The organism is Actinoplanes sp. KI2 (assembly GCF_025630775.1).
In the GTDB taxonomy this organism is placed as follows: domain Bacteria; phylum Actinomycetota; class Actinomycetes; order Mycobacteriales; family Micromonosporaceae; genus Actinoplanes.
Map to the genome: position 1 here is coordinate 20,818 of NZ_JAOSZE010000019.1, position 18,128 is coordinate 38,945.

At 70.9% G+C, this 18,128-nt stretch carries 13 protein-coding genes; 3 read left to right on the plus strand and 10 right to left on the minus strand.

What is annotated here, in order from left to right; translation table 11 throughout:
* Positions 1-719: 719 nt before the first annotated feature.
* From araA to ODJ79_RS20880, 5 genes are all read right to left on the minus strand, one after another.
* On the minus strand, positions 720-2,210 hold the full coding sequence (araA, locus tag ODJ79_RS20860; protein WP_263025190.1) for an L-arabinose isomerase: 1,491 nt from the start codon (positions 2,208-2,210) through the stop codon (positions 720-722).
* Positions 2,207-2,869 (minus strand): L-ribulose-5-phosphate 4-epimerase, encoded by a 663-nt coding sequence (locus ODJ79_RS20865; RefSeq protein WP_263025191.1) that lies wholly within the window; start codon positions 2,867-2,869, stop codon positions 2,207-2,209. Before ODJ79_RS20865 ends, araA begins: the two co-directional genes overlap by 4 nt.
* On the minus strand, positions 2,866-4,497 hold the full coding sequence (gene araB / locus ODJ79_RS20870; protein WP_263025192.1) for a ribulokinase: 1,632 nt from the start codon (positions 4,495-4,497) through the stop codon (positions 2,866-2,868). Before araB ends, ODJ79_RS20865 begins: the two co-directional genes overlap by 4 nt.
* Positions 4,498-4,630: 133 nt before the next feature.
* Positions 4,631-5,077: a hypothetical protein gene (locus ODJ79_RS20875; RefSeq protein WP_263025193.1), complete on the minus strand. Its 447-nt coding sequence runs from the start codon at positions 5,075-5,077 to the stop codon at positions 4,631-4,633.
* Positions 5,078-5,334: 257 nt separating this feature from the next.
* The gene (locus ODJ79_RS20880) at positions 5,335-5,907 is read right to left on the minus strand and encodes a TetR/AcrR family transcriptional regulator (RefSeq protein ID WP_263025194.1); all 573 of its coding nucleotides are present in this window, start codon (positions 5,905-5,907) and stop codon (positions 5,335-5,337) included.
* A gap of 150 nt (positions 5,908-6,057) precedes the next feature.
* Between ODJ79_RS20880 and ODJ79_RS20885 the strand changes: the two genes are divergently transcribed.
* The gene (locus ODJ79_RS20885; RefSeq protein ID WP_263025195.1) at positions 6,058-8,238 is read left to right on the plus strand and encodes an MMPL family transporter; all 2,181 of its coding nucleotides are present in this window, start codon (positions 6,058-6,060) and stop codon (positions 8,236-8,238) included.
* Positions 8,239-8,337: 99 nt separating this feature from the next.
* On the opposite strand, the gene ODJ79_RS20890 is transcribed toward ODJ79_RS20885, so the two are convergent.
* The 4 genes from ODJ79_RS20890 to ODJ79_RS20905 form a co-directional block, all read right to left on the minus strand.
* Positions 8,338-8,745, minus strand: coding sequence for a nitroreductase family deazaflavin-dependent oxidoreductase (locus ODJ79_RS20890; RefSeq protein ID WP_263025196.1), 408 nt, complete (start codon positions 8,743-8,745; stop codon positions 8,338-8,340).
* Positions 8,746-8,791: 46 nt separating this feature from the next.
* Positions 8,792-9,721, minus strand: a complete 930-nt coding sequence (locus ODJ79_RS20895; protein ID WP_263025197.1) for a hypothetical protein — start codon at positions 9,719-9,721, stop codon at positions 8,792-8,794.
* On the minus strand, positions 9,721-11,334 hold the full coding sequence (locus tag ODJ79_RS20900; protein ID WP_263025198.1) for a CotH kinase family protein: 1,614 nt from the start codon (positions 11,332-11,334) through the stop codon (positions 9,721-9,723). Before ODJ79_RS20900 ends, ODJ79_RS20895 begins: the two co-directional genes overlap by 1 nt.
* Positions 11,335-11,613: 279 nt before the next feature.
* A complete protein-coding gene (locus tag ODJ79_RS20905) occupies positions 11,614-12,849 on the minus strand; it encodes an NAD(P)/FAD-dependent oxidoreductase (protein ID WP_263025199.1) in 1,236 nt (411 codons plus the stop codon).
* Between the two features lie 68 nt (positions 12,850-12,917).
* Between ODJ79_RS20905 and ODJ79_RS20910 the strand changes: the two genes are divergently transcribed.
* Positions 12,918-13,547: a TetR/AcrR family transcriptional regulator gene (locus tag ODJ79_RS20910; RefSeq protein WP_263025200.1), complete on the plus strand. Its 630-nt coding sequence runs from the start codon at positions 12,918-12,920 to the stop codon at positions 13,545-13,547.
* A gap of 34 nt (positions 13,548-13,581) precedes the next feature.
* Positions 13,582-15,429 carry a HelD family protein gene (locus ODJ79_RS20915; protein ID WP_263025201.1) on the plus strand — a complete coding sequence of 616 codons (1,848 nt, stop codon included), beginning with the start codon at positions 13,582-13,584 and terminating at the stop codon, positions 15,427-15,429.
* 294 nt (positions 15,430-15,723) lie between these two features.
* Here the strand turns inward: ODJ79_RS20915 and ptsP are convergent, their stop codons facing one another.
* Positions 15,724-18,126, minus strand: a complete 2,403-nt coding sequence (ptsP, locus tag ODJ79_RS20920) for a phosphoenolpyruvate--protein phosphotransferase (RefSeq protein ID WP_263025202.1) — start codon at positions 18,124-18,126, stop codon at positions 15,724-15,726.
* Between the last annotated feature and the right edge of the window lie 2 nt (positions 18,127-18,128).

The following is an 18,128-nucleotide window of genomic DNA, read 5'->3' on the forward strand; positions in this document are numbered from 1 at the left end:
CGAGCACATCGGACCACGGTATGAGAGACCCTGGTCCGATCCCCCAACCCAGCCGACGGGCCACAATCGGAGGCAATACGGAACGCGGTCTTTGTTCTTTGAAAACGCCACACAGCCCGTGGCCGCATAACTGGAGTCATGAAAGACGAGCTGTAAGAAGTCCAGTCATGCCGGGCGGGGATCGGATCAGGACTCGTCCGGGTCCGGATGGGCGGCCAGATACCGGTCGGCCGCCTCTCGGTGATCGGCTGGTTATGGCTCAGCCACTCGACCGCTCGCCGCTCGGTCCGGGTGTCACGGAAGGCGTTCCAGACCGCGATCAAGTGCTCGTGCCGGTCGTAGAGCTCGTTGCGGAACCGGCGCCGAAGGCGGCAGGAAACAGGAAAGCAGCACGGTGAGCCGCCGCCAGCCGATCGCCGCCCGGCGAGACGCCTGCCACGTCGACGGTCGACGCGAAGGAGCAACGAGCCGGCGCCGCCTCCTGCAGGAAGAAAGCGGCGCCGGACGGCAACCGGCCGGCCCAGACGGGCAGATCAAGTGGGGAGATCAGATGGTCTGATCAGACGCCCAGATCAGAGGGGCAGATCAGACGGAGCGGGAGAGGCGGGCAGATCAGATGGGGCGGAGAGGCGGGCAGATCAGATGAGGTGGGAGAGGCCGGCAGATCAGATGGGGCCGGAGAAGCCGGCAGATCAGATGGGGCCGGAGAAGCCGGCAGATCAGATGGGGCGGGAGAGGCGGTAGTAGGCCTGGTTCCACCGCACGCGGTCGGCGAAGTCGAAGGGCGTGGTGCGGTCGTCGATCAGCAGGAGTTCGGTGCGCTCCATGTCGGCGAAGTCGCGCAGGGTCTCGGAGCCGACCGCCTGGGTCATCACGGTGTGGTGTGGGCCGCCTGCGGTCAGCCAGCACTCGGCCGACGTGGAGAGGGAGGGCTGGGGCTTCCACACCGCGCGCGCCACCGGCAGTGACGGCAGCGGCTCGTCCGGCGGCACGACCTCGATCTCGTTGGCCACCAGGCGGAAGCGGTCGCCCATGTCGGCCAGGCCGATCACTACGCCGGGGCCGGTGGCGGCGTCGAAGACCAGGCGGACCGGGTCCTCTCGGTTGCCGATGCCGAGCGGGTGGATCTCGCAGCGCGGGCGGTCGGCGGCGATCGTCGGGCAGACCTCGAGCATGTGGGCGCCCAGGATCTTCGGCTCGCCGGGGCCGAAGTGGTAGGTGTAGTCCTCCATGAAGGAGGTGCCGCGGCCGGCGCCGGCGCCCATCGCCTTCACGGCGGCAAGCAGGGCGGAGGTCTTCCAGTCGCCCTCGCCGCCGAAGCCGTAGCCGTCGGCCATCAGGCGCTGCACGGCGAGGCCGGGGAGCTGGCGCAGGCCGCCGAGATCCTCGAAGTTCGTGGTGAACGCGCCGAAACCGCCGGTGACCAGGAACTGGCGCAGGCCGGCCTCGATCCGCGCCGCGTAGCGCAGCGAGTCGTGCCGCTCGCCGTCCTTGCGCAGCTCGGGGGCCAGGTCGTACACGTCGGAGTATTCGGCGACCAAGGCGTCCACGTCGGCGTCCGAGACCGCGTCGACGACCGCGACCAGGTCGTTCACCCCGTACGTGTTGACCGAGACGCCGAAGCGCAGCTCGGCCTCGACCTTGTCGCCCTCGGTCACCGCCACGTCGCGCATGTTGTCGCCGAAGCGGGCCAGCCGCAGGGTCCGCAGGTGGGCGAAGCCCGCCGCGGCCCGGACCCACGCGTCGATCCGCTGCGCCACCACGGGGTCGGCCGCGTGCCCGGCGATCGTCTTGCGTGGCACGCCCAGCCGGGCCTGGATGAACCCGAACTCCCGATCGCCGTGCGCGGCCTGGTTCAGGTTCATGAAGTCCATGTCGATGGTTGCCCATGGCAGCGACTGGTTGTGTTGCGTATGCAGGTGCAACAGCGGTTTGCGCAGCACGTCGAGGCCGGTGATCCACATCTTGGCCGGGGAGAAGGTGTGCATCCAGGCGATCACGCCGAGACAGGACGGGTCGGCGTTGGCCTCGAGCATCACCTGGCGGATCGCGCCCGAGTCGGTGAGCACCGGCTTGCCGACGATCTCGGCGCTCAGGCCGGCGTCGGTGAGCAGGCCCTGGATCTCGGCGGACTGGGCGGCCACCTGGTCGAGCGTCTCCGGGCCGTAGAGGTGCTGGCTGCCGGTCAGGAACCATACCTGGGACTTCATGCGACGGGCTCCTGTCCGTAGACGTTCTGGTAGCGGGCGTACAGGGAATCGATGTCCGCCTGATCGATCGGCCGGGGCGTGCCGATCTGCCGGGCGATGTGCACGGTGCGCGCCACGTCCTCGCACATGACGGCGGCCTTCACCGCGTCGCGGGCGGAACGGCCGATGGTGAAGACGCCGTGGTTGCGCATGAGCACGGCCGGCGAGCGATGGCCGCGCAGCGTCTCGACGATGCCGCGGCCGATCGAGTCGTCGCCGATCAGCGCGAACGGGCCGACCGGGATCTCGCCGCCGAACTCGTCCGCGATCATCGTGAGCACGCACGGGATCGGCTCGGCGCGGGCGGCCCAGGCGGTCGCGTACGTGGAATGGGTGTGCACGACGCCCTGAACGTCCGGCATGTGCTTGTACACGTAGGCGTGCGCGGCGGTGTCGCTGGACGGTTTGTGCTCGCCCTCGACCAGGTTGCCGTCGAGGTCGGTGACCACCATGGCGTCGGCGCTGATCTCGTCGTAGGAGACGCCGGACGGCTTGATCACCAGCAGGTCCTCGCCGGGCACCCGGGCCGACACGTTTCCGGCGGTCCACACCACCAGGTCGTTGCGGGGCAGTTCGGCGTGCAGATCGGCGACCATCTTCCTGATGTCGGAAAGGCTCACGAAGCGGCCTTCCGCTGGATGGCCCGCAGCTTCCGCATGACCCGGTTCGCGCCCCGGCCGAAGTAGTCGTGCAGCGTCGAGTACTCGGCATAGATCTCGTCGTAGATCGCCGCCGCGGAAGGATCGGGAAGAAACGCATTCGGTACGACGCGGCCCATCGCCTCGGCCGCCGCGCGCACGGACGGGTACGCACCCGCGGCCGCCGCCGCATGGATGGCCGAGCCGAGCGCCGGCCCCTGATCGGACCCGATCGCGGAGAGCGGCATGTTGAGCACGTCCGCATAGATCTGCATGAGCAGTTTGTTCTTGAGCAGGCCGCCGGCCGCGATGAACTCGCGCACCGGCACGCCGGCCGCGGTGAACGTCTCGACGATCTTGCGGGTGCCGAAGGCGGTCGCCTCGATCAGCGCTCGGTAGATGTCGGCCGGCTTGGTCGCGAGCGTCTCCCCCACCAGCAGGCCGGACAGTTCGGCGTCGACCAGCACCGACCGGTTCCCGTTGTGCCAGTCGAGCGCGATCAGGCCATGCTCGCCGGGCCGCTGCGACGCCGCCGATGAAGTGAGCCGCTCGTGCGTCCACTCGGCGCCCAGGTTGTCGACATAGTGGCCGAAAATGTCCCCGACGCCGCTCTGCCCCGCCTCGTATCCCCAGAGGCCGGCCACGATCCCGCCGTCGACCACGCCGCACATGCCGGGGACCTCGCGGACCTCGTCGCCGTTCATCACGTGGCAGGTGGAGGTGCCCATGATCGCGACCATCTGACCGGGATCGAGCGCCTTCGCCGCGGCGGAGGTGACGTGCGCGTCGACGTTGCCGACCGCGACCGCGATGCCCTCGGGCAGGCCGGTCCACTGCGCGGCCTGCCCGGTGAGGGTGCCGGCCGCGTCGCCCAACTGCCCGATCGGCTGCTCGAGCTTGTCGGTCACGAAATTCTCGAAAGCCGGGTTGAGCTCGGCCAGGAACGCCCGGGACGGGTACTGGCCATCCTGCAGGATGCCCTTGTAACCGGCGGTGCAGGCATTGCGCACGTAACGGCCGGTGAGCTGCCAGACGATCCAGTCGGCGGCCTCGACCCAGCGCGCGGTGGCCGCGTACGCCTCCGGATCCTCCTCCAGCAGCTGCAGGCCCTTGGCGAACTCCCACTCCGAGGAGATCAGCCCGCCGTAGCGGGCAAGCCAGGGCTCGCCGCGCTTCGCGGCGAGCTCGTTGATCCGATCCGCTTGCGGCTGGGCGGCGTGGTGCTTCCAGAGCTTGACGTACGCGTGGGGACGGCCACGCCAATCCGGCAGCTCGCACAATGGAGTCCCGTCGGCGAGCGTGGGCACCATCGTGCAGGCCGTGAAGTCGGTGCCGATGCCGATGACGTGCGCCGGGTCGACCCCGGCGGCCGCGAGCGCGGCGGGCACGGCGGTCTTGAGCACGTCGACGTAGTCGGAGGGGACCTGCAGGGCCCAGTCATGGCCGAGCGGGGTGCCGTCGGGCAGCGCATCGGTGAGCACCGCGTGGGAGTAGTCGTGCACCGCGGAGCCGAGCTCCGCGCCGTCCGACACACGGACGACGACCGCGCGGCCGGAGAGGGTGCCGTAATCGACACCGACCACGCAGGCCACGGTGGGGTCAACGGGCATGTGGGGGAACCTCTCACGTTGAGGGGGCGTTTCAGCATTGTTATCGCTAACAACACAGGTGTCAACGCTGGTCTCCAGGAGCAATTGTTATCGCTAACACCACGCAGGTCAGCGCGTTGCGCAGACAAATTCATCAGCGTCGCCGTCCCCGGCACCCCGGGCGTCCCGGCACCCTCGGCCGCGCGCCGCTCCGCCCGGGCGGCATCGCGCTCAGCCCGCAGACACCGCCCAGCCCGCAGACACCGCCCAGCCCGCAGACACCGCCCAGCCCGCAGACACCGCCCAGCCCGCAGACACCGCCCAGCACGCGGACGCCGCCCAGCCCGCGGACGCCGCCCAGCCCGCGGACACCGCCCAGCCCGCGGACACCGCCCAGCCCGCGGACACCGCCCAGCACGCGGACACCGCCCAGCACGCGGACACCGCCCAGCACGCGGACACCGCCCAGCACGCGGACACCGCCCAGCACGCAGACACCGCCCAGCCCGCAGACACCGCCCAGCCCGCGGACGTCGGCCGGCGTCGCTCCCAGCACGCGCGCGTTGGCCGCCGTCGCGCTCAGCACGCGCGCTGGCCGCACGTCGCGGTGACGCTCTCCGGGACGACGGCTTCGCGCCCAGCACGCGCACATTTGGGCCGGCCTCCCGCCCAGCACGCGGGTGCTGGCCGGCCTCCCGCCCGGCACGCGGGTGCTGGCCGGCCTCCCGCCCAGCACGCGCACGTTGGCCGGCGTCGCGCGAAGCGACCCACGGCCAGACATCGCACTCCAGCACCCGAGCGCTCGGCCAGGCATAGCGCGTCTCAGCGCCGGCCGGCGTTACGGCGGAAGGGCGGAATCTAGGCCGTACGACGCCTGATTTGCAAGATCCGCCGACCGCATTCGATCAGCAGCGCGCGCTGTGTCCCGGCGTCCAGCCCCGGGACCGGCGGCTTGGTGAGCGGCGCCGTCATCCCGCTCAGAAACACGATCAGCGCGGTCGGCATGATCGGGTCGGCGCCCGCCCCGATGATCTTGTCGGTGACCCGCATCCACCAGCCGGCGAGGTCGTGGTGGGTCTCCATCAGCCGCCCGACGTACGGGTCCCGCACGAGCACCGCGAATCGCGAGTGGCTGTCGACGATCAGCCCGACGACGCCGGTCAGGAACTCGTCGAGCCGGGCCGAACGGGATCGGTGCGCCGCGGCCCGGTCGACGATCGCGTCCAGCTCGGTGAACAGCGGCGCCAGCACGCCGAGCACCAGCTCGTCCTTGCTGCGGTAGTGGTGGTAGACCGCGGCCTTGGTAACGCCCATGTCGTCGGCGATCGCCTGCAGCGACGTGCCCTCGACCCCGTCGCGCGCGAACAGGCGCAGCGCGGTCTCGTGCAACTGCGCCCGGCCGGCGCCGCGCGGCCGCACCCCTTGCGTCACGCCGTGATCGTATCGACCCGACGGCGACAAAACTGGCCAGTCAGCAAGTGTGATCCTTACCGCTCGGCTAGGTGCTTCCTAGCCGATCGGTAAGTCTCAGCTCCCCCACTGCGGCGCCGAACGTAAGGCGACTTTCGAGGGGGAGGCTTCGTGGCGTCGCTGCTGTACCGGCTGGGCCGGTTCTCGTTCCGCCGGCGGAAACTGGTCGGCCTGCTGTGGGTGCTGCTGCTCGCCGTCTTCGGGGTGGGCGCGGCGACGCTGTCCGGCCCCACCAGCGACGCGTTCTCGATCCCCGGGACCGAGTCGTTCCGGGCGATGGACGTGCTCGAGCAGAAGTTCGGTGCCGGCGCCGGCGGGGCCACCGCCAAGGTCGTCTTCACCGTCACCGGGGACGCCAAACTCACCGGCGGCACCCAGACCGCCGCGATCGAGAAGGCCGTCGCCGCGCTCCGGAAGGCCCCTCAGGTCGTCTCGGTCGCCGATCCTTTCGCCTCCAGGACCATTTCCCAAGACCTGCAGACCGGGTACGCCACGGTCTCGTACTCCGCCACCGCCCCCGAGGTCACCGACGCCGCGCGGACCGCCCTGTTCGCCGCCGGCGACACGGCCAAGTCGGCGGGTGTGGGCGTCGAGTACTCCGGCGAGATGCTCGCCGCTCAGCAGGGCGGCGCCTCCAGCGAGGGCCTCGGCATCGTCATCGCCGCGTTCGTCCTGGTCGTCACGTTCGGCGCGCTGGTCGCCGCCGGCCTGCCGCTGCTCACCGCGATCATCGGCGTGGCGCTGGGCATGACCGGCATCCAGATCGCCACCGGCTTCTTCGACCTGTCCTCGTCGACCTCGGCCCTCGCCACGATGCTCGGCCTGGCTGTCGGCATCGACTACGCGCTGTTCATCGTCTCCCGCTTCCGGCACGAACTGGCCGAGGGGCGCGACGGCGAAGAGGCGGCGGGCCGCGCCACCGGCACCGCCGGCTCGGCCGTGGTCTTCGCCGGTCTCACCGTGATCATCGCGCTGGTGGCACTGAGCGTCACCGGCATACCGTTCCTGTCCGCGATGGGCCTGGCCGCCGCGTTCACCGTGGGCATGGCCGTGCTGATCACGCTGACGCTGACCCCGGCGCTGCTCGGCTTCGCGGGCCGCATGGTGCTCGCCAAGAAGGACCGGGCCGGCTTCCGCGCCCGGAACGGCAAGATGCGCTTCGGTGAGCGGTGGGCTCGACTCGTACTCAAGAATCGGGTTGTTGCTCTTGTTCTTTCCCTTGCGGTGATCGGCGCGGTCGCGGCGCCGGCCCTCGACCTGCACCTGGCCCTGCCGGACGACAGCACCGCGTCGCCCGCGTCGACCCAGCGCAAGGCCTACGACCAGCTGTCCGAGGGCTTCGGCGCCGGGTTCAACGGGCCGCTGATCGTGGTGATGGAGCACGCCTCCAAGGCGGCAGCGGCCACCGCGCAGCAGACCATTTCCGGTCTCAAGGACGTCGTGCTCGTTACGCCGGCGACCCTGAACCCGGCCGGCGACACCGCGATGCTGACCGTGATCCCGGCCGGCGGCGCCACCGCCGAGTCCACCCAGGATCTGGTCACCGCGATCCGCGCGCTGCCCGACATCGACGGCGCGTCGCTGGCCGTCACCGGGACCACCGCGGTCAACATCGACGTCACCGACAAGATCACCAAGGCGCTCGTGCCTTACCTGGCGATCGTCGTCGGCCTGGCGTTCGTGCTGCTCATGCTGGTGTTCCGCAGCGTGCTGGTGCCGCTCAAGGCCACGCTCGGCTTCCTGCTGTCGGTGGCCGCCACGTTCGGCGCGGTGGTCTTCGTCTTCCAGCAGGGCCACCTGGCGAGATTGATCGGCGTCGACTCCACCGGCCCGATCATCAGCCTGATGCCGATCTTCCTGATCGGCATCCTGTTCGGCCTGGCCATGGACTACGAGGTCTTCCTGGTCACCCGCACCCGCGAGGAGTACGTGCACGGCGCCGCCCCGAACGACGCGATCGTGACCGGAATGCGCCACGGCGCCCGCGTGGTCACCGCCGCCGCCCTCATCATGATCAGCGTCTTCGCCGGCTTCATCCTGGCCGACGACACGATCATCAAGACGCTGGGCTTCGCACTGGCGTTCGGCGTGGCGGTGGACGCGTTCGTGGTCCGCATGACGATCGTGCCGGCCGTGTTGTCCCTGTTCGGCCGGGCCGGCTGGTGGCTGCCAAGGTGGCTCGACCGCACCCTGCCGAACGTCGACGTCGAGGGCGAGGGTTTGACCAGGCAGCTGGCCGCCGCCGACGACGACGATGACGAGGTCGACGACGAGGAGCTCGTCGCGGCCTGACGATCCTCTCGACGCGCTCCGGCGTCCTGAGGCTCTGGCTTCCCAAGGCGCCGGTGGATGAGGTCCACCGGCGCCGTCCTCGTGGGATGGCCCGAGGATCTAATCGGGAGGCTCGAGGAAGACCACCGGAATCTGGCGGGTCGTCTTCTTCTCGTAGTCGGCGAAGCCCGGCATGTCCGCCTTCTGCGCCGCCCAGACGCGCTCCCGCTCGTCCCCGCTCGCCACCCGGGCGACCAGGTCCACGGTCGCGTCCCCGATCTCGGCCCGGACCCGTGGCTCGGCGAGCAGGTTGTGATACCAGTCCGGGTTGGTCGGTGCCCCGCCCTTCGACGCGAACACCGCATAGGCGTCCCCGACCCGCTGATAGACCACCGGGTTGACGCGCGCCTGCCCGCTGCGCCGGCCCACGGTGTGCAACAGCAGCATCGACCGCCCGGCGAAGTTGCCGCCCACCTTGCCGTGGTTGCCGCGGAACTCCGCGATGATCTGGTCGTTCCAGTCACTCATGCGATAAATCCTGCCCCCGACCGGGACGGCGCGCACACGATCGGAGTCATTCATCGATCGTGAACAGGTGCAGCGACTCCTCCTTGGCGCGGCAGGAGGCCGGCTGCGAGCCGCGTTTGCTGCGATCGGAAACGACCACCACGGTCGACAGCCCCTGCCAGCACACCCCCTCGACCGTGCAATAGCCGCGCGGAAACCGATACGTGCTCCCCGGCCCGGTGACCGACCAGGTGTCCGGCGCGAGCTCGCCCACCCAGAGCGTGGCCGACTGCTGCGAGATCAGCGCGACCCGGCGGCCGGCGATCGAGATGCCGCTGTAGTCGGCCAGGTCCAGGTCGTCCGGCAGGTCGACGGCCGCGACGTGCTTCCAGTTGCGCCGTCCCTGCCGGAAAACCAGCAACCCCCCGGATTCATGCAAACCAAGCAGGTGTACGTCGTTGTCCCGGCGCACGAGCTCCAGGCCTTCGAGGCCCTTGTTCGGCCGCGCGAGCGGGTATTCGAGCCAGCCGGAGGCGATCGGGTTCAGGTCGGCGTCGTACTCCTCGACCCGCGCCTGGAAGAGGGGCTCGCCCTCGGCCGCCCTCCCGCTCCGGCGCCCGTTCCGCCTGCCGGCCTCGCCGCGACCCGCGCGGCGCCCGCCCCCGACCTCGCCGCCACCCCCGCGGCGCTCGGATTCGATGAGCAGGAAGACATGCCCGGTGCTCGGATCGCGGGCGATGTCCTCGTACCCCACCGACGACGTGGCCGGCGGCGTCCACACCACGTCGTTGGCGGCTACCCGAGTAAGGTCGGCGCCGATTCGAGCGACCGCTCGCAGGTTGTCGCAGATGACCAGATAGCGGCCGTCCAACAGCGGGCCGTCGCCGGCGAGTGGTGCCCGTTCGTCGCCCACGAAGACCACGCCGCTCGCCTCCAACCGGCCGGGCGATCCGGCCGGAAGCAGGTCCCGGATGCGGGCCTCGCCGATCAGTCGCATCAGAACTGAGCACCGCTCGCTCCGGCCGGATACCGATCGCGCAGCGCCGCCAACTGATCGCGGGCGCTGTCGTATCTCATCCGTGCGTAGTGATAGATCCCGAGCACGAACTCGTTGGCTTGCCGCACCTCGAACTGCTCGTGCCCGGCCCGGTAGACCTCGTCGTTGGTGAACTGGCGTCCGGTGAAGGGCGCCGAGGTCGGGAAGTTCGCCTCGTAGTAGGCCGACGGGATCACTCTCGGCCACAGTGCGGCCATCCGATCGGTCAGCGCCGCCGGGGTGAAGTCGGTGTCCAGCAGGTGTTCGAGGTGGTCCAGGTAGTACTGGGCGAAGTCGTGGTTGGCCAGCAGGTTCGTGACGAGCGGGATCCGCGACACGCCCTTGCCCTGATGGTAGGCCTTGGTGTTGGCCGGCCAGTCCAGCAGATCGGTGTATTGCCAGGCCGTGCCGAAGTAGTCGATCCCGAGGCAGTTGTCGTAGTCCCACGGGATGAACGTGAAGTACGGCTTGTCGAAGAAATCCTTGGCGGCGCCGGGACGGCCGCCGTTGTAGAGGTAGTAGTTCGCCGGGGTCGCGAAGTAGTTGTCCCAGCTGCCGAGCAGAACGTTCAGACTTGCCCAGCGCAGAAAACTCCGTACGTCGAAGATGTCCTCCACGGCCGAGCGGAAGTTGTCCGAGGCGAAAGAACCCGCATTGATGACCCGGACGAGGTCGGCCAGATCGTCATAGCCGTTGAGATCGGCGTCGTTCTCGTTGGTCTTGAGGCGGTAGGTCAGATCCGGGTGGTCGTGCCGGGTGAAGTACTGCCCGCCGCCGTCGTCGCCGTCCGATCCGACCCGATGCTCGAGCGTCGCGCAGCCCACGTCGCCGCAGTAGGCCTTGTACAGGTTGCCGCGGTCGTTCGCTCCGAACCGCTCCCGGAGGAAGCCCTTGTCGACCTGTTCGATCAGCGAATAGAGCCCCTGATAGCCGCCGTTGATCGCGACCCGGGCGTAGGTGTGCCGCGCGGCCGGGACCTTCGCCCGCGTGAACAGCGCCCAGGCGATCGCCTCGCGCATCTGTGACGGATCGTTGTACATCGACTTGAGGTTGAGCCGCGTCATCCCGACGATCTTGTCGTCGTCGTCACCCGGATCGGCGTCCACCTTCCACGACCGCTTGGGCGCGTACTTGGTCTTGTTCCCGCTGTTCACGAGCGAAAAGGTGTCGGTCGTGTACAGCACCCCGGCGTCGTCGGCCGACGGAATCACCCGCTGATCGCCGGGCTCGGCACGCCACAGGGCGATCCGCGCGTTCCCGCTCGCCACGACCGGTTCCTCGGGCCGCATGTCGGCGGTCGGCCAGTCGGTGATCGCGACCTGGTACATCTCCTGCGCGAAGAACTGGTCTTTCCCCACCGAACATTTCCGGTACGTGTCGACCAACTGTTCATCACCGGCCGCCTCGATCGCAGCGAACAGCGCATCGAACTCCGCGCGAGTACGCAGAGTCGCGTCGCCCGGACCCGCCGGCCGGTTCGCCGCGGCCGCCAGGTCCCGGGCGGTCCCGGCCGGCACATCGGCGACCACCAGCGCCCGATCCTCGAAAATCTCCCGGAACTGCTTTTTCTCCATCACTCGATTCGGCGCCCGCCGAGCCGCCGGCAGAACCCCTGAGTCGGGTTCCGGTCTCGCCCGTTGACGGTCCGTGCACCATCCGCACGCACCGAAACGGGGCTACGCACCGTCTCTGGGTGCGACCGACCTGCCACCCGCAACCCGTGCCCGGCCCCCGACCACAAGCACCCCGCCGCGACCCGTGCGCGGCCCGCCGGCCACAAGCACCCGGCCGCAAGCCGTGCGCGGCCGCCCGACCACCAGCACTCGCGCCAACCCAGCCGATGCAGCCCCTGGTCAACGGGATCGGGCGGCCACCATCCGGAGCAGGGTGCGGGTGCCGACGATGCGGCGCAGGTTGGCCGGGCTGAAGAAGTCGCGGATGGCGACCGTGCCGGTCAGCACGCCGAGGAAACGGCTCACCTGGGCCGGGTTCTCGGACAGCGCCGGGAACAGCAACTCCCCCGCCGGGTCCGGCCGGAACGACGCGAATCGAGCGGTCAGGTCGTAGATCGGGCGGCGGGCGGCGTCCCGGCGGCGGTGGTAGTCGCGAAATGCCCGGTCGCGATCATGCGGCCGGCCCCCGGCCAGCCCGTCCCCGGCGAGGATCGCGCTCGCGAGGAGGTCCGCGTCGCGCAGGGCGTTGCCGATACCCTGGCCGGTGATCGGGTCCATGACCAGGCCCGCGTCCCCGGCCAGCGCCCAGCCGGGTCCGTACGGTTTCCGCATCAGGCCGGGCAGGTCGGTGGTGGCGCGCAGGTGCTCCACCCGCGAGGCGGCGGCCAGCCGAACGCCGAGATCGGCCACCTCGGACACGTCGGCCCGGAAACCTCGCTCATCGCGTACGGCGGAAAAGCGCGCGGCCGGCACGCCCAGATAGACGATGGTGAGGTTGTCGTCGGTCGGCCAGAGGCCGACCATGCGATCGGGGCGGGTGTAGACCTCGCCGCCCTTGACCGGCAGGTCGGCGAAGTAGGCGTAGCAGGCCGCCGAGGCGGGCGGACGTGCGCGATACGTCCGAGCCTGCACCGTTCGGGCGATCGTGGAGTGTTTGCCGTCGGCGCCGATCACCAGGTTGGCCGTGATCGTGCGATCGGTGGTGGCGTTCTTGGCACGGCCTCGGATGCCGGTGATGCGGTCGTTCCCGATCGGATTCGCCACGATGAAGCCCTCCTCGATCGCGGCGCCGGCCGCGCGGGCCTCGTCGATCAGCACGGTGTCCAGGAGGGTGCGCCGCGGGCTGTAGACGGCGTCGACCCCGTCGTGGGGCTGATAGTCGCCGCGGAGGACGGCGGGGCCGGGGTCGAAGAGAACGCCGCGGGCGGGCGGGGTGCCGCTTTCGATCAGCCTGTCGAGGATGCCCCACCGGCGCAGCAGCGCTCCGCCGGGCAGCTGCACCTGGTGGCTGGAGAGCGTGTCGCTCGGGAACCGGGCCCGGTCGACGACCAGCACCCGCAGGCCGCCTCGGGCCAGCAGCATCGCGGTCGCCGAGCCGGCCACCCGGGCGCCGACCACGATGACGTCGTAATCCACGGTGACCTCCCCGTTCTCGCCAGTTTCGTTACGGCGTAACGTAACACCGTCCCGGTATGGTGGGAACCATGGGACGCCCGAAGGAGCACGGAGCGCAAACCCGGGCCGCTCTGCTCACCGCCGCCGCCGAGTTGCTGCACGCCGAGGGGCCCGGGGCGGTGTCGGTGCGCCGGGTGGCCGCCACGGTCGGCACGTCGACGCGCGCGGTGTACAGCCTCTTCGACGACAAGGACGGCCTGTTGCGAGCGCTCTCGATCGAAGTGGCCGAGACCATGCGCCGGCATCACGAGGCGGTGCCCGGGTCGGACGATCCGATCGCCGAGATCGTCGAGTTGGCGCTCGCGTACCGGGCGGCCGCGCTCGAGCAGCCGAAGCTGTACGACCTGTTCTTCGGCACGGTCAGCCCGGGCGCCTCGCAGGCCGATCCGCTGTTCGCGCTCGTCTACCGCAGTTTTGAGCGGGTGCTCCGGGTGGTGCGCCGGGCGATCGCCGACCGGATCTTCCCGGGGCGGGCGGAGCTCGAGGTCGGATTGAACCTGTTCGCGCTCGTGCACGGGCTCGCGTCGCTGGAGCTGCGGGGCGTGCTCGGGGACGGCGCCGAGAGCGTGTGGCGCCAATCGATCGGAGGGGCGCTGATCGGCCTGCAGCAGGAACCGGCTGACCCCGGAAAGCAGAAACCGGCTGACCCGGGAAAGTAAGTCAAGACTTACTTTCCCGGGGAATCTGCCGAGAATGGTTGCGGTGGGCGAGCAGGCGCAGGTTTCCAGGATGTACGAGGTGCTCGACGCCGAGATCGCCTCGGTCGTCGACGAGCTCGCGGGCCGGCCAGGGCCGGATCGCGCGCCGGTGCTGCGGGCACGACTCGCGGCGCTGCGCGGCGCCGAGCATGCACTGGTGTTCGGCCGGATCGATCGCGTCGACGGGACGACGCTGCACCTCGGGCGGCGCGGGCTCTGGGTGGACGGCGAGCCGATTTTGATCGATTGGCGGGCGCCGGCCGCCGAGCCGTTCTACGCGGCCACCGCGGCGCATCCGATGGGCTTGCGCCGGCGCCGGCACCTGCGGCTCGACGGACGCCGGGTGGTGTCGGTCGCGGACGAGATCCTCGACGGGTCGCCGCCAGGCCCGGACGACCGGGTCGGGGATGGTCCGCTCGCCGAAGCGCTCGCCGCGCCGCGCACCGGGCGCATGGGCGACGCGGTGGCGACCTTGCAGGCCGAGCAGGATGCGATCGTACGGTCGGCGCACCGCGGAATCACCGTGGTCGAGGGCGGTCCGGGCACCGGGAAGACCGTGGTGGCGCTGCACCGGGCGGCCTACGTGCTGTTCGCGCTCCCCGCGGCGGCCGAGCGCGGGGTGCTGGTGGTCGGGCCGGACGCTCGCTTCCTCTCGTACATCGAGCGGGTGTTGCCGTCGCTGGGCGAGAACGACGCCGTTCTGGTCACGCGTGCCGGGCTCACCGGGCAGGAACCGACCGCGACCGACACGCCCGCGGAAGCGCGCCGCAAGGGGCAGGCGGAGATGGCCGATTCCATCCGATCGCTGGTGGCGGCGCGCCGGCCGGCTGTCGCGCCGATCGAGCTGCCACTGGGGTCGGAAACGATCGAAATCGGCGCGGAGGCGGTCGGTGAAGCGATCGCGGCCGCCCACGATCTGCCGCACAACCCGGGTCGAGCGGCGTTCAAGGAGTACCTGATTGCCGAGCTGCGACGGGTGCGGGCCGCGAGGACCGCCACGACGCTGGCGCGGATCGACGCGGACACGGCCGCGGCCACCGGGATCGACCTGGACGCGGCGGTCGCCGCCGACCTCGAATCGCTCGGCCTCGGCGCGGAAGCGCGCGAACTCGGTCGCGATGCGTCGACGGCGCTCTCGGAACTCGCCGAAACCGTCGTGGACGATCCGCGGCTCGACGCGGCAATCGATCGGATCTGGCCGCGGCTGACCGCGAGCGACATCATCGGGCCGCAAACGGATTGGACCGCCGCGGATCTCGCGCTGCTGGACGAGGCCGCCGAGCTGCTCGATGGCCCGCCCGAGGTCGTCTACGGGCACATCGTGATCGACGAGGCGCAGGAGCTGACCGAGATGGACTGGCGGGCCGTGCTGCGACGCTGCCCGTCTCGATCGATGACCGTGGTGGGCGACTTCGCCCAGGCCGGCCAGGGCTCGACCGTCACGACCTGGCGGCAGGCCGTCGGCGATCGATTCGAGCGGCACACGCTGACGGTCAACTACCGGACCACCGCGGAGATCCTCGAGTACAACCGCGATCTGCTCGCCGCGATCGCCCCCGGTCAGCGGCTCAGTCGATCGCTGCGGCACGGCGAGCCGCCACTGATCGCGCCACCGACCCTGGACCTCGACGATGACGAGCTCGTCGCCGTGATCGGCCCCGATCACCTGGACATTCCCGGGGCCATCCCGGTCTCCGCCTGCCGCGGCCTGGAGTTCGACACGGTACTCGTGGTGGCGCCGGCCGAATTCACCGAGCGTGACCTCTACGTGGCACAGACCCGCGCCACCCGGCGGCTGGTCATCGTCCCGGAGCCGGACGCGCTTCCCACCCTGCGACGGTAGCCGCGACGCATCCACAGATAAGCCGCAGCGCTTCCGCAGAGAAGCATACAGTCGCGTACGCTTCTGCGAATCCGCACCTCAGAGGCGGTTTGGTCGCGGTGACGCGGCTCGGGAACTGATGGACAAGCTGTACCGGCACAGCCCGCGCCGCTCGGCCGCCCTGATCGCCGGCAAGATGCCGGACCTGCTCAGCCACTGACCGGGCGAGCCCGGCACGGGTGGTGGCCGAGGCGGGCGACGGCGCGGCAGCGGTCCTGGCCGCAGCAAGCAGGCCGCCGCTCGGCGCGGAACGGCTTACGCGCCGGCCAGGTGACGGCGGACGGCGGCGGCGTCGGGCAGTTCCAGGGCCCACGCCGCGCTTTCGCCGCCGGCGGCGCGGACCGCCTCCTTCACCAGCGGCACAGCGGGCGGCGTCACGCTGAGTTCCCGCACGCCCAGGGCCGCCAGCACCGGAACGGCGGTCTCGTCGGCGGCGAGCTCTCCGCAGACCGCCACCGGAACTCCGGCGTCGCGGCACACCCGGTCGATCAGGCGCAGCACCGCGGGGTCGAGCGCGTCGGCCGGCACGGCCGGGTTCCCGCGTTCGGCCGCCAGCGTGTACTGCGCGAGGTCGTTCGTCCCGATGCTGACGAAGTCCAGATGCGATCGGAACGTAGCGATTTTCAGCGCCGCGGCCGGCACCTCGACCATGATGCCCACCGCCAGCCCGCTCGGCGCGTCGAGGTCGTCGAGCAGCCGACGCGCCGCGAGCAGCTCGTCGAGGCTGGTGACCATCGGGAACATGACGCTCATCGGGGTGTCCCGGGCGACCTGGACGATCGCCTCGATCTGATCGCGAAACAGCCGCGGATGTGCGAGCGAATGCCGAAGCCCGCGTACGCCGAGGAACGGGTTCTGTTCCGGTCGGCCGGGAGCGTATCGGAGCGGCTTGTCCCCGCCGACGTCGAGCGTCCGCACGGTGATCGGCCGACCGCCGATCGCCTCGGCGAGCGCTCGATAGGTCGCGACCTGTTCGTCGACGCCCGGCGCCTCGTCCCGATCGAGAAAGAGGAACTCCGACCGCACCAACCCGGCCAGGTCGGCGCCGTGCGCAGCAGCCGCGCGCGCGTCCTCGACCGATCCGACGTTGGCCGCCACCGCGATCGGCACGCCGTTGCGGGTCACGGCCGGTTCGTGCGCCAGCCGCTCGGCCCGTTGCCGGCGAACGGCGCGCTGCGTCCCCCGGCCCCGAAACTCCGCCAGCGCCCGGTCGTCGGGCGCGATCACGAACTCGCCGGTGCCGCCGTCGAGGGCGATCGTCGTCCCGGCCGCGACGCCGAGCACGCCGGCGCCCGCCCCCACCACCATCGGAATCTCGCGCCCCCGGGCGAGAATGGCGGCGTGCGCGGTGGGGCTGCCACCCGCCAGCAGCACCCCGGTCACCCGGCTCCGGTCGAGCCCGGCAACGTCGCCCGGGGTGAGATCGGACGCGATCAGCACGCCGTCCCCGTCGAGTCGCGTTTGCTCGAGTCCGAGCAGATGGCGCACCACCTGCTCGCCGACCGCTCGCACGTCGGCGGCACGACCTTTGAGGTACGGGTCGGGCAGCGCCTCGAACTCCCCCGCCACCCGCTCGGCGGCGTCGCGGACCGCTCGCGGCGCGGCGTCACCACCGTCGATCCGGGCCCGGACGTCGTCCAGCAGATCCGCGTCCGCCAACAGCAGCAGGTGCGCCTCGAAGATGCCCGCCCGGTCCGGCCCGAAGCCCCCGATGAGCTGCGAGATCTCCAGCCGCGTCGCCTCGACGGCGGCCTCGACCCGCGGCCACTCCACCGCGACGCCCTGCCCCGGCATCTCGGAAATGCCGGCGGGCGAGGCGACCGGGCGCCAGGCCGGCCCGACGCCGACACCGGCCGACGCCGCTTGACCTCGCGTTCCCCCGGTCGCCGATGTTCCGGGTACCTCCGTCACAGCCGGTGCGGCGGGCAGGTCGGCCTCGTCGAATCGACGCCGCGCGAGCGCGACCAACCCCTCGACGGCCGCCCCCGCCTGCGGCCCGGACGCCCGCAGTTCGACCTCGTGCCCGCGCAGAACGCCGAGCGTCGACACGCGCGAGAGGCTTCCGGCCGGGACCCACCCCGAGCCGGTCGTCCGGTTGCGGATCTCCACTCGCGCGTCGAACCGCCGCGCCTCGGTGACCAGCCGAGCCGCCGGCCGCGCGTGCAGCCCGTGCGGGTTGGCGACGGTGACGACCGCGGTCGGAGACGAGGCCGGGAGGGGATCCACGACGGAGGGCACGGCATCCGATGTGGACGAACCGGAGCCGAGGTGGGTCAGCTTCGCCTCGAGGGCGGCGGCCGCCTCCGCGGCGACCTCCGATCGCTCGGCACCGGACGCCGCCGACACCACCGCCGCGACCAGCCCTTCGACCAGCGGCGCCGGACACAGCACCACTCGATCGGGCGACCCGGCCATCTCCAGGGCCAGCTCCGCCGACAGCACCGCACTGCCCAGATCCATCAGCACCACGACGCCGTCCCCCGCGTCCGCGCGATCGATCGCCGAGGCGATCGCCACCGCGTCGGTGCCGGTCGTCGACTCGTCCAGACCGGCGGCCACCTCGATCGGCGGCCGCCCGTCGTGGACCATCTCCACGGCCAGCGCCACCGCGGCCACGGCCAGCGCCCGGCTGTGGCTCACCACCACCAGACCGACCATGC

Bases quoted from the DNA above. Each gene is read 5' to 3' on its own strand.
- araA (WP_263025190.1), bottom strand. From the start codon at position 2,210: ATGAAGTCCCAGGTATGGTTCCTGACCGGCAGCCAGCACCTCTACGGC.
- araB (WP_263025192.1), bottom strand. From the start codon at position 4,497: ATGCCCGTTGACCCCACCGTGGCCTGCGTGGTCGGTGTCGATTACGGC.
- ODJ79_RS20890 (WP_263025196.1), bottom strand. From the start codon at position 8,745: ATGAGTGACTGGAACGACCAGATCATCGCGGAGTTCCGCGGCAACCAC.
- ODJ79_RS20895 (WP_263025197.1), bottom strand. From the start codon at position 9,721: ATGCGACTGATCGGCGAGGCCCGCATCCGGGACCTGCTTCCGGCCGGA.
- ODJ79_RS20900 (WP_263025198.1), bottom strand. From the start codon at position 11,334: ATGGAGAAAAAGCAGTTCCGGGAGATTTTCGAGGATCGGGCGCTGGTG.
- ODJ79_RS20910 (WP_263025200.1), top strand. From the start codon at position 12,918: ATGGGACGCCCGAAGGAGCACGGAGCGCAAACCCGGGCCGCTCTGCTC.
- ODJ79_RS20915 (WP_263025201.1), top strand. From the start codon at position 13,582: ATGGTTGCGGTGGGCGAGCAGGCGCAGGTTTCCAGGATGTACGAGGTG.
- ptsP (WP_263025202.1), bottom strand. From the start codon at position 18,126: ATGGTCGGTCTGGTGGTGGTGAGCCACAGCCGGGCGCTGGCCGTGGCC.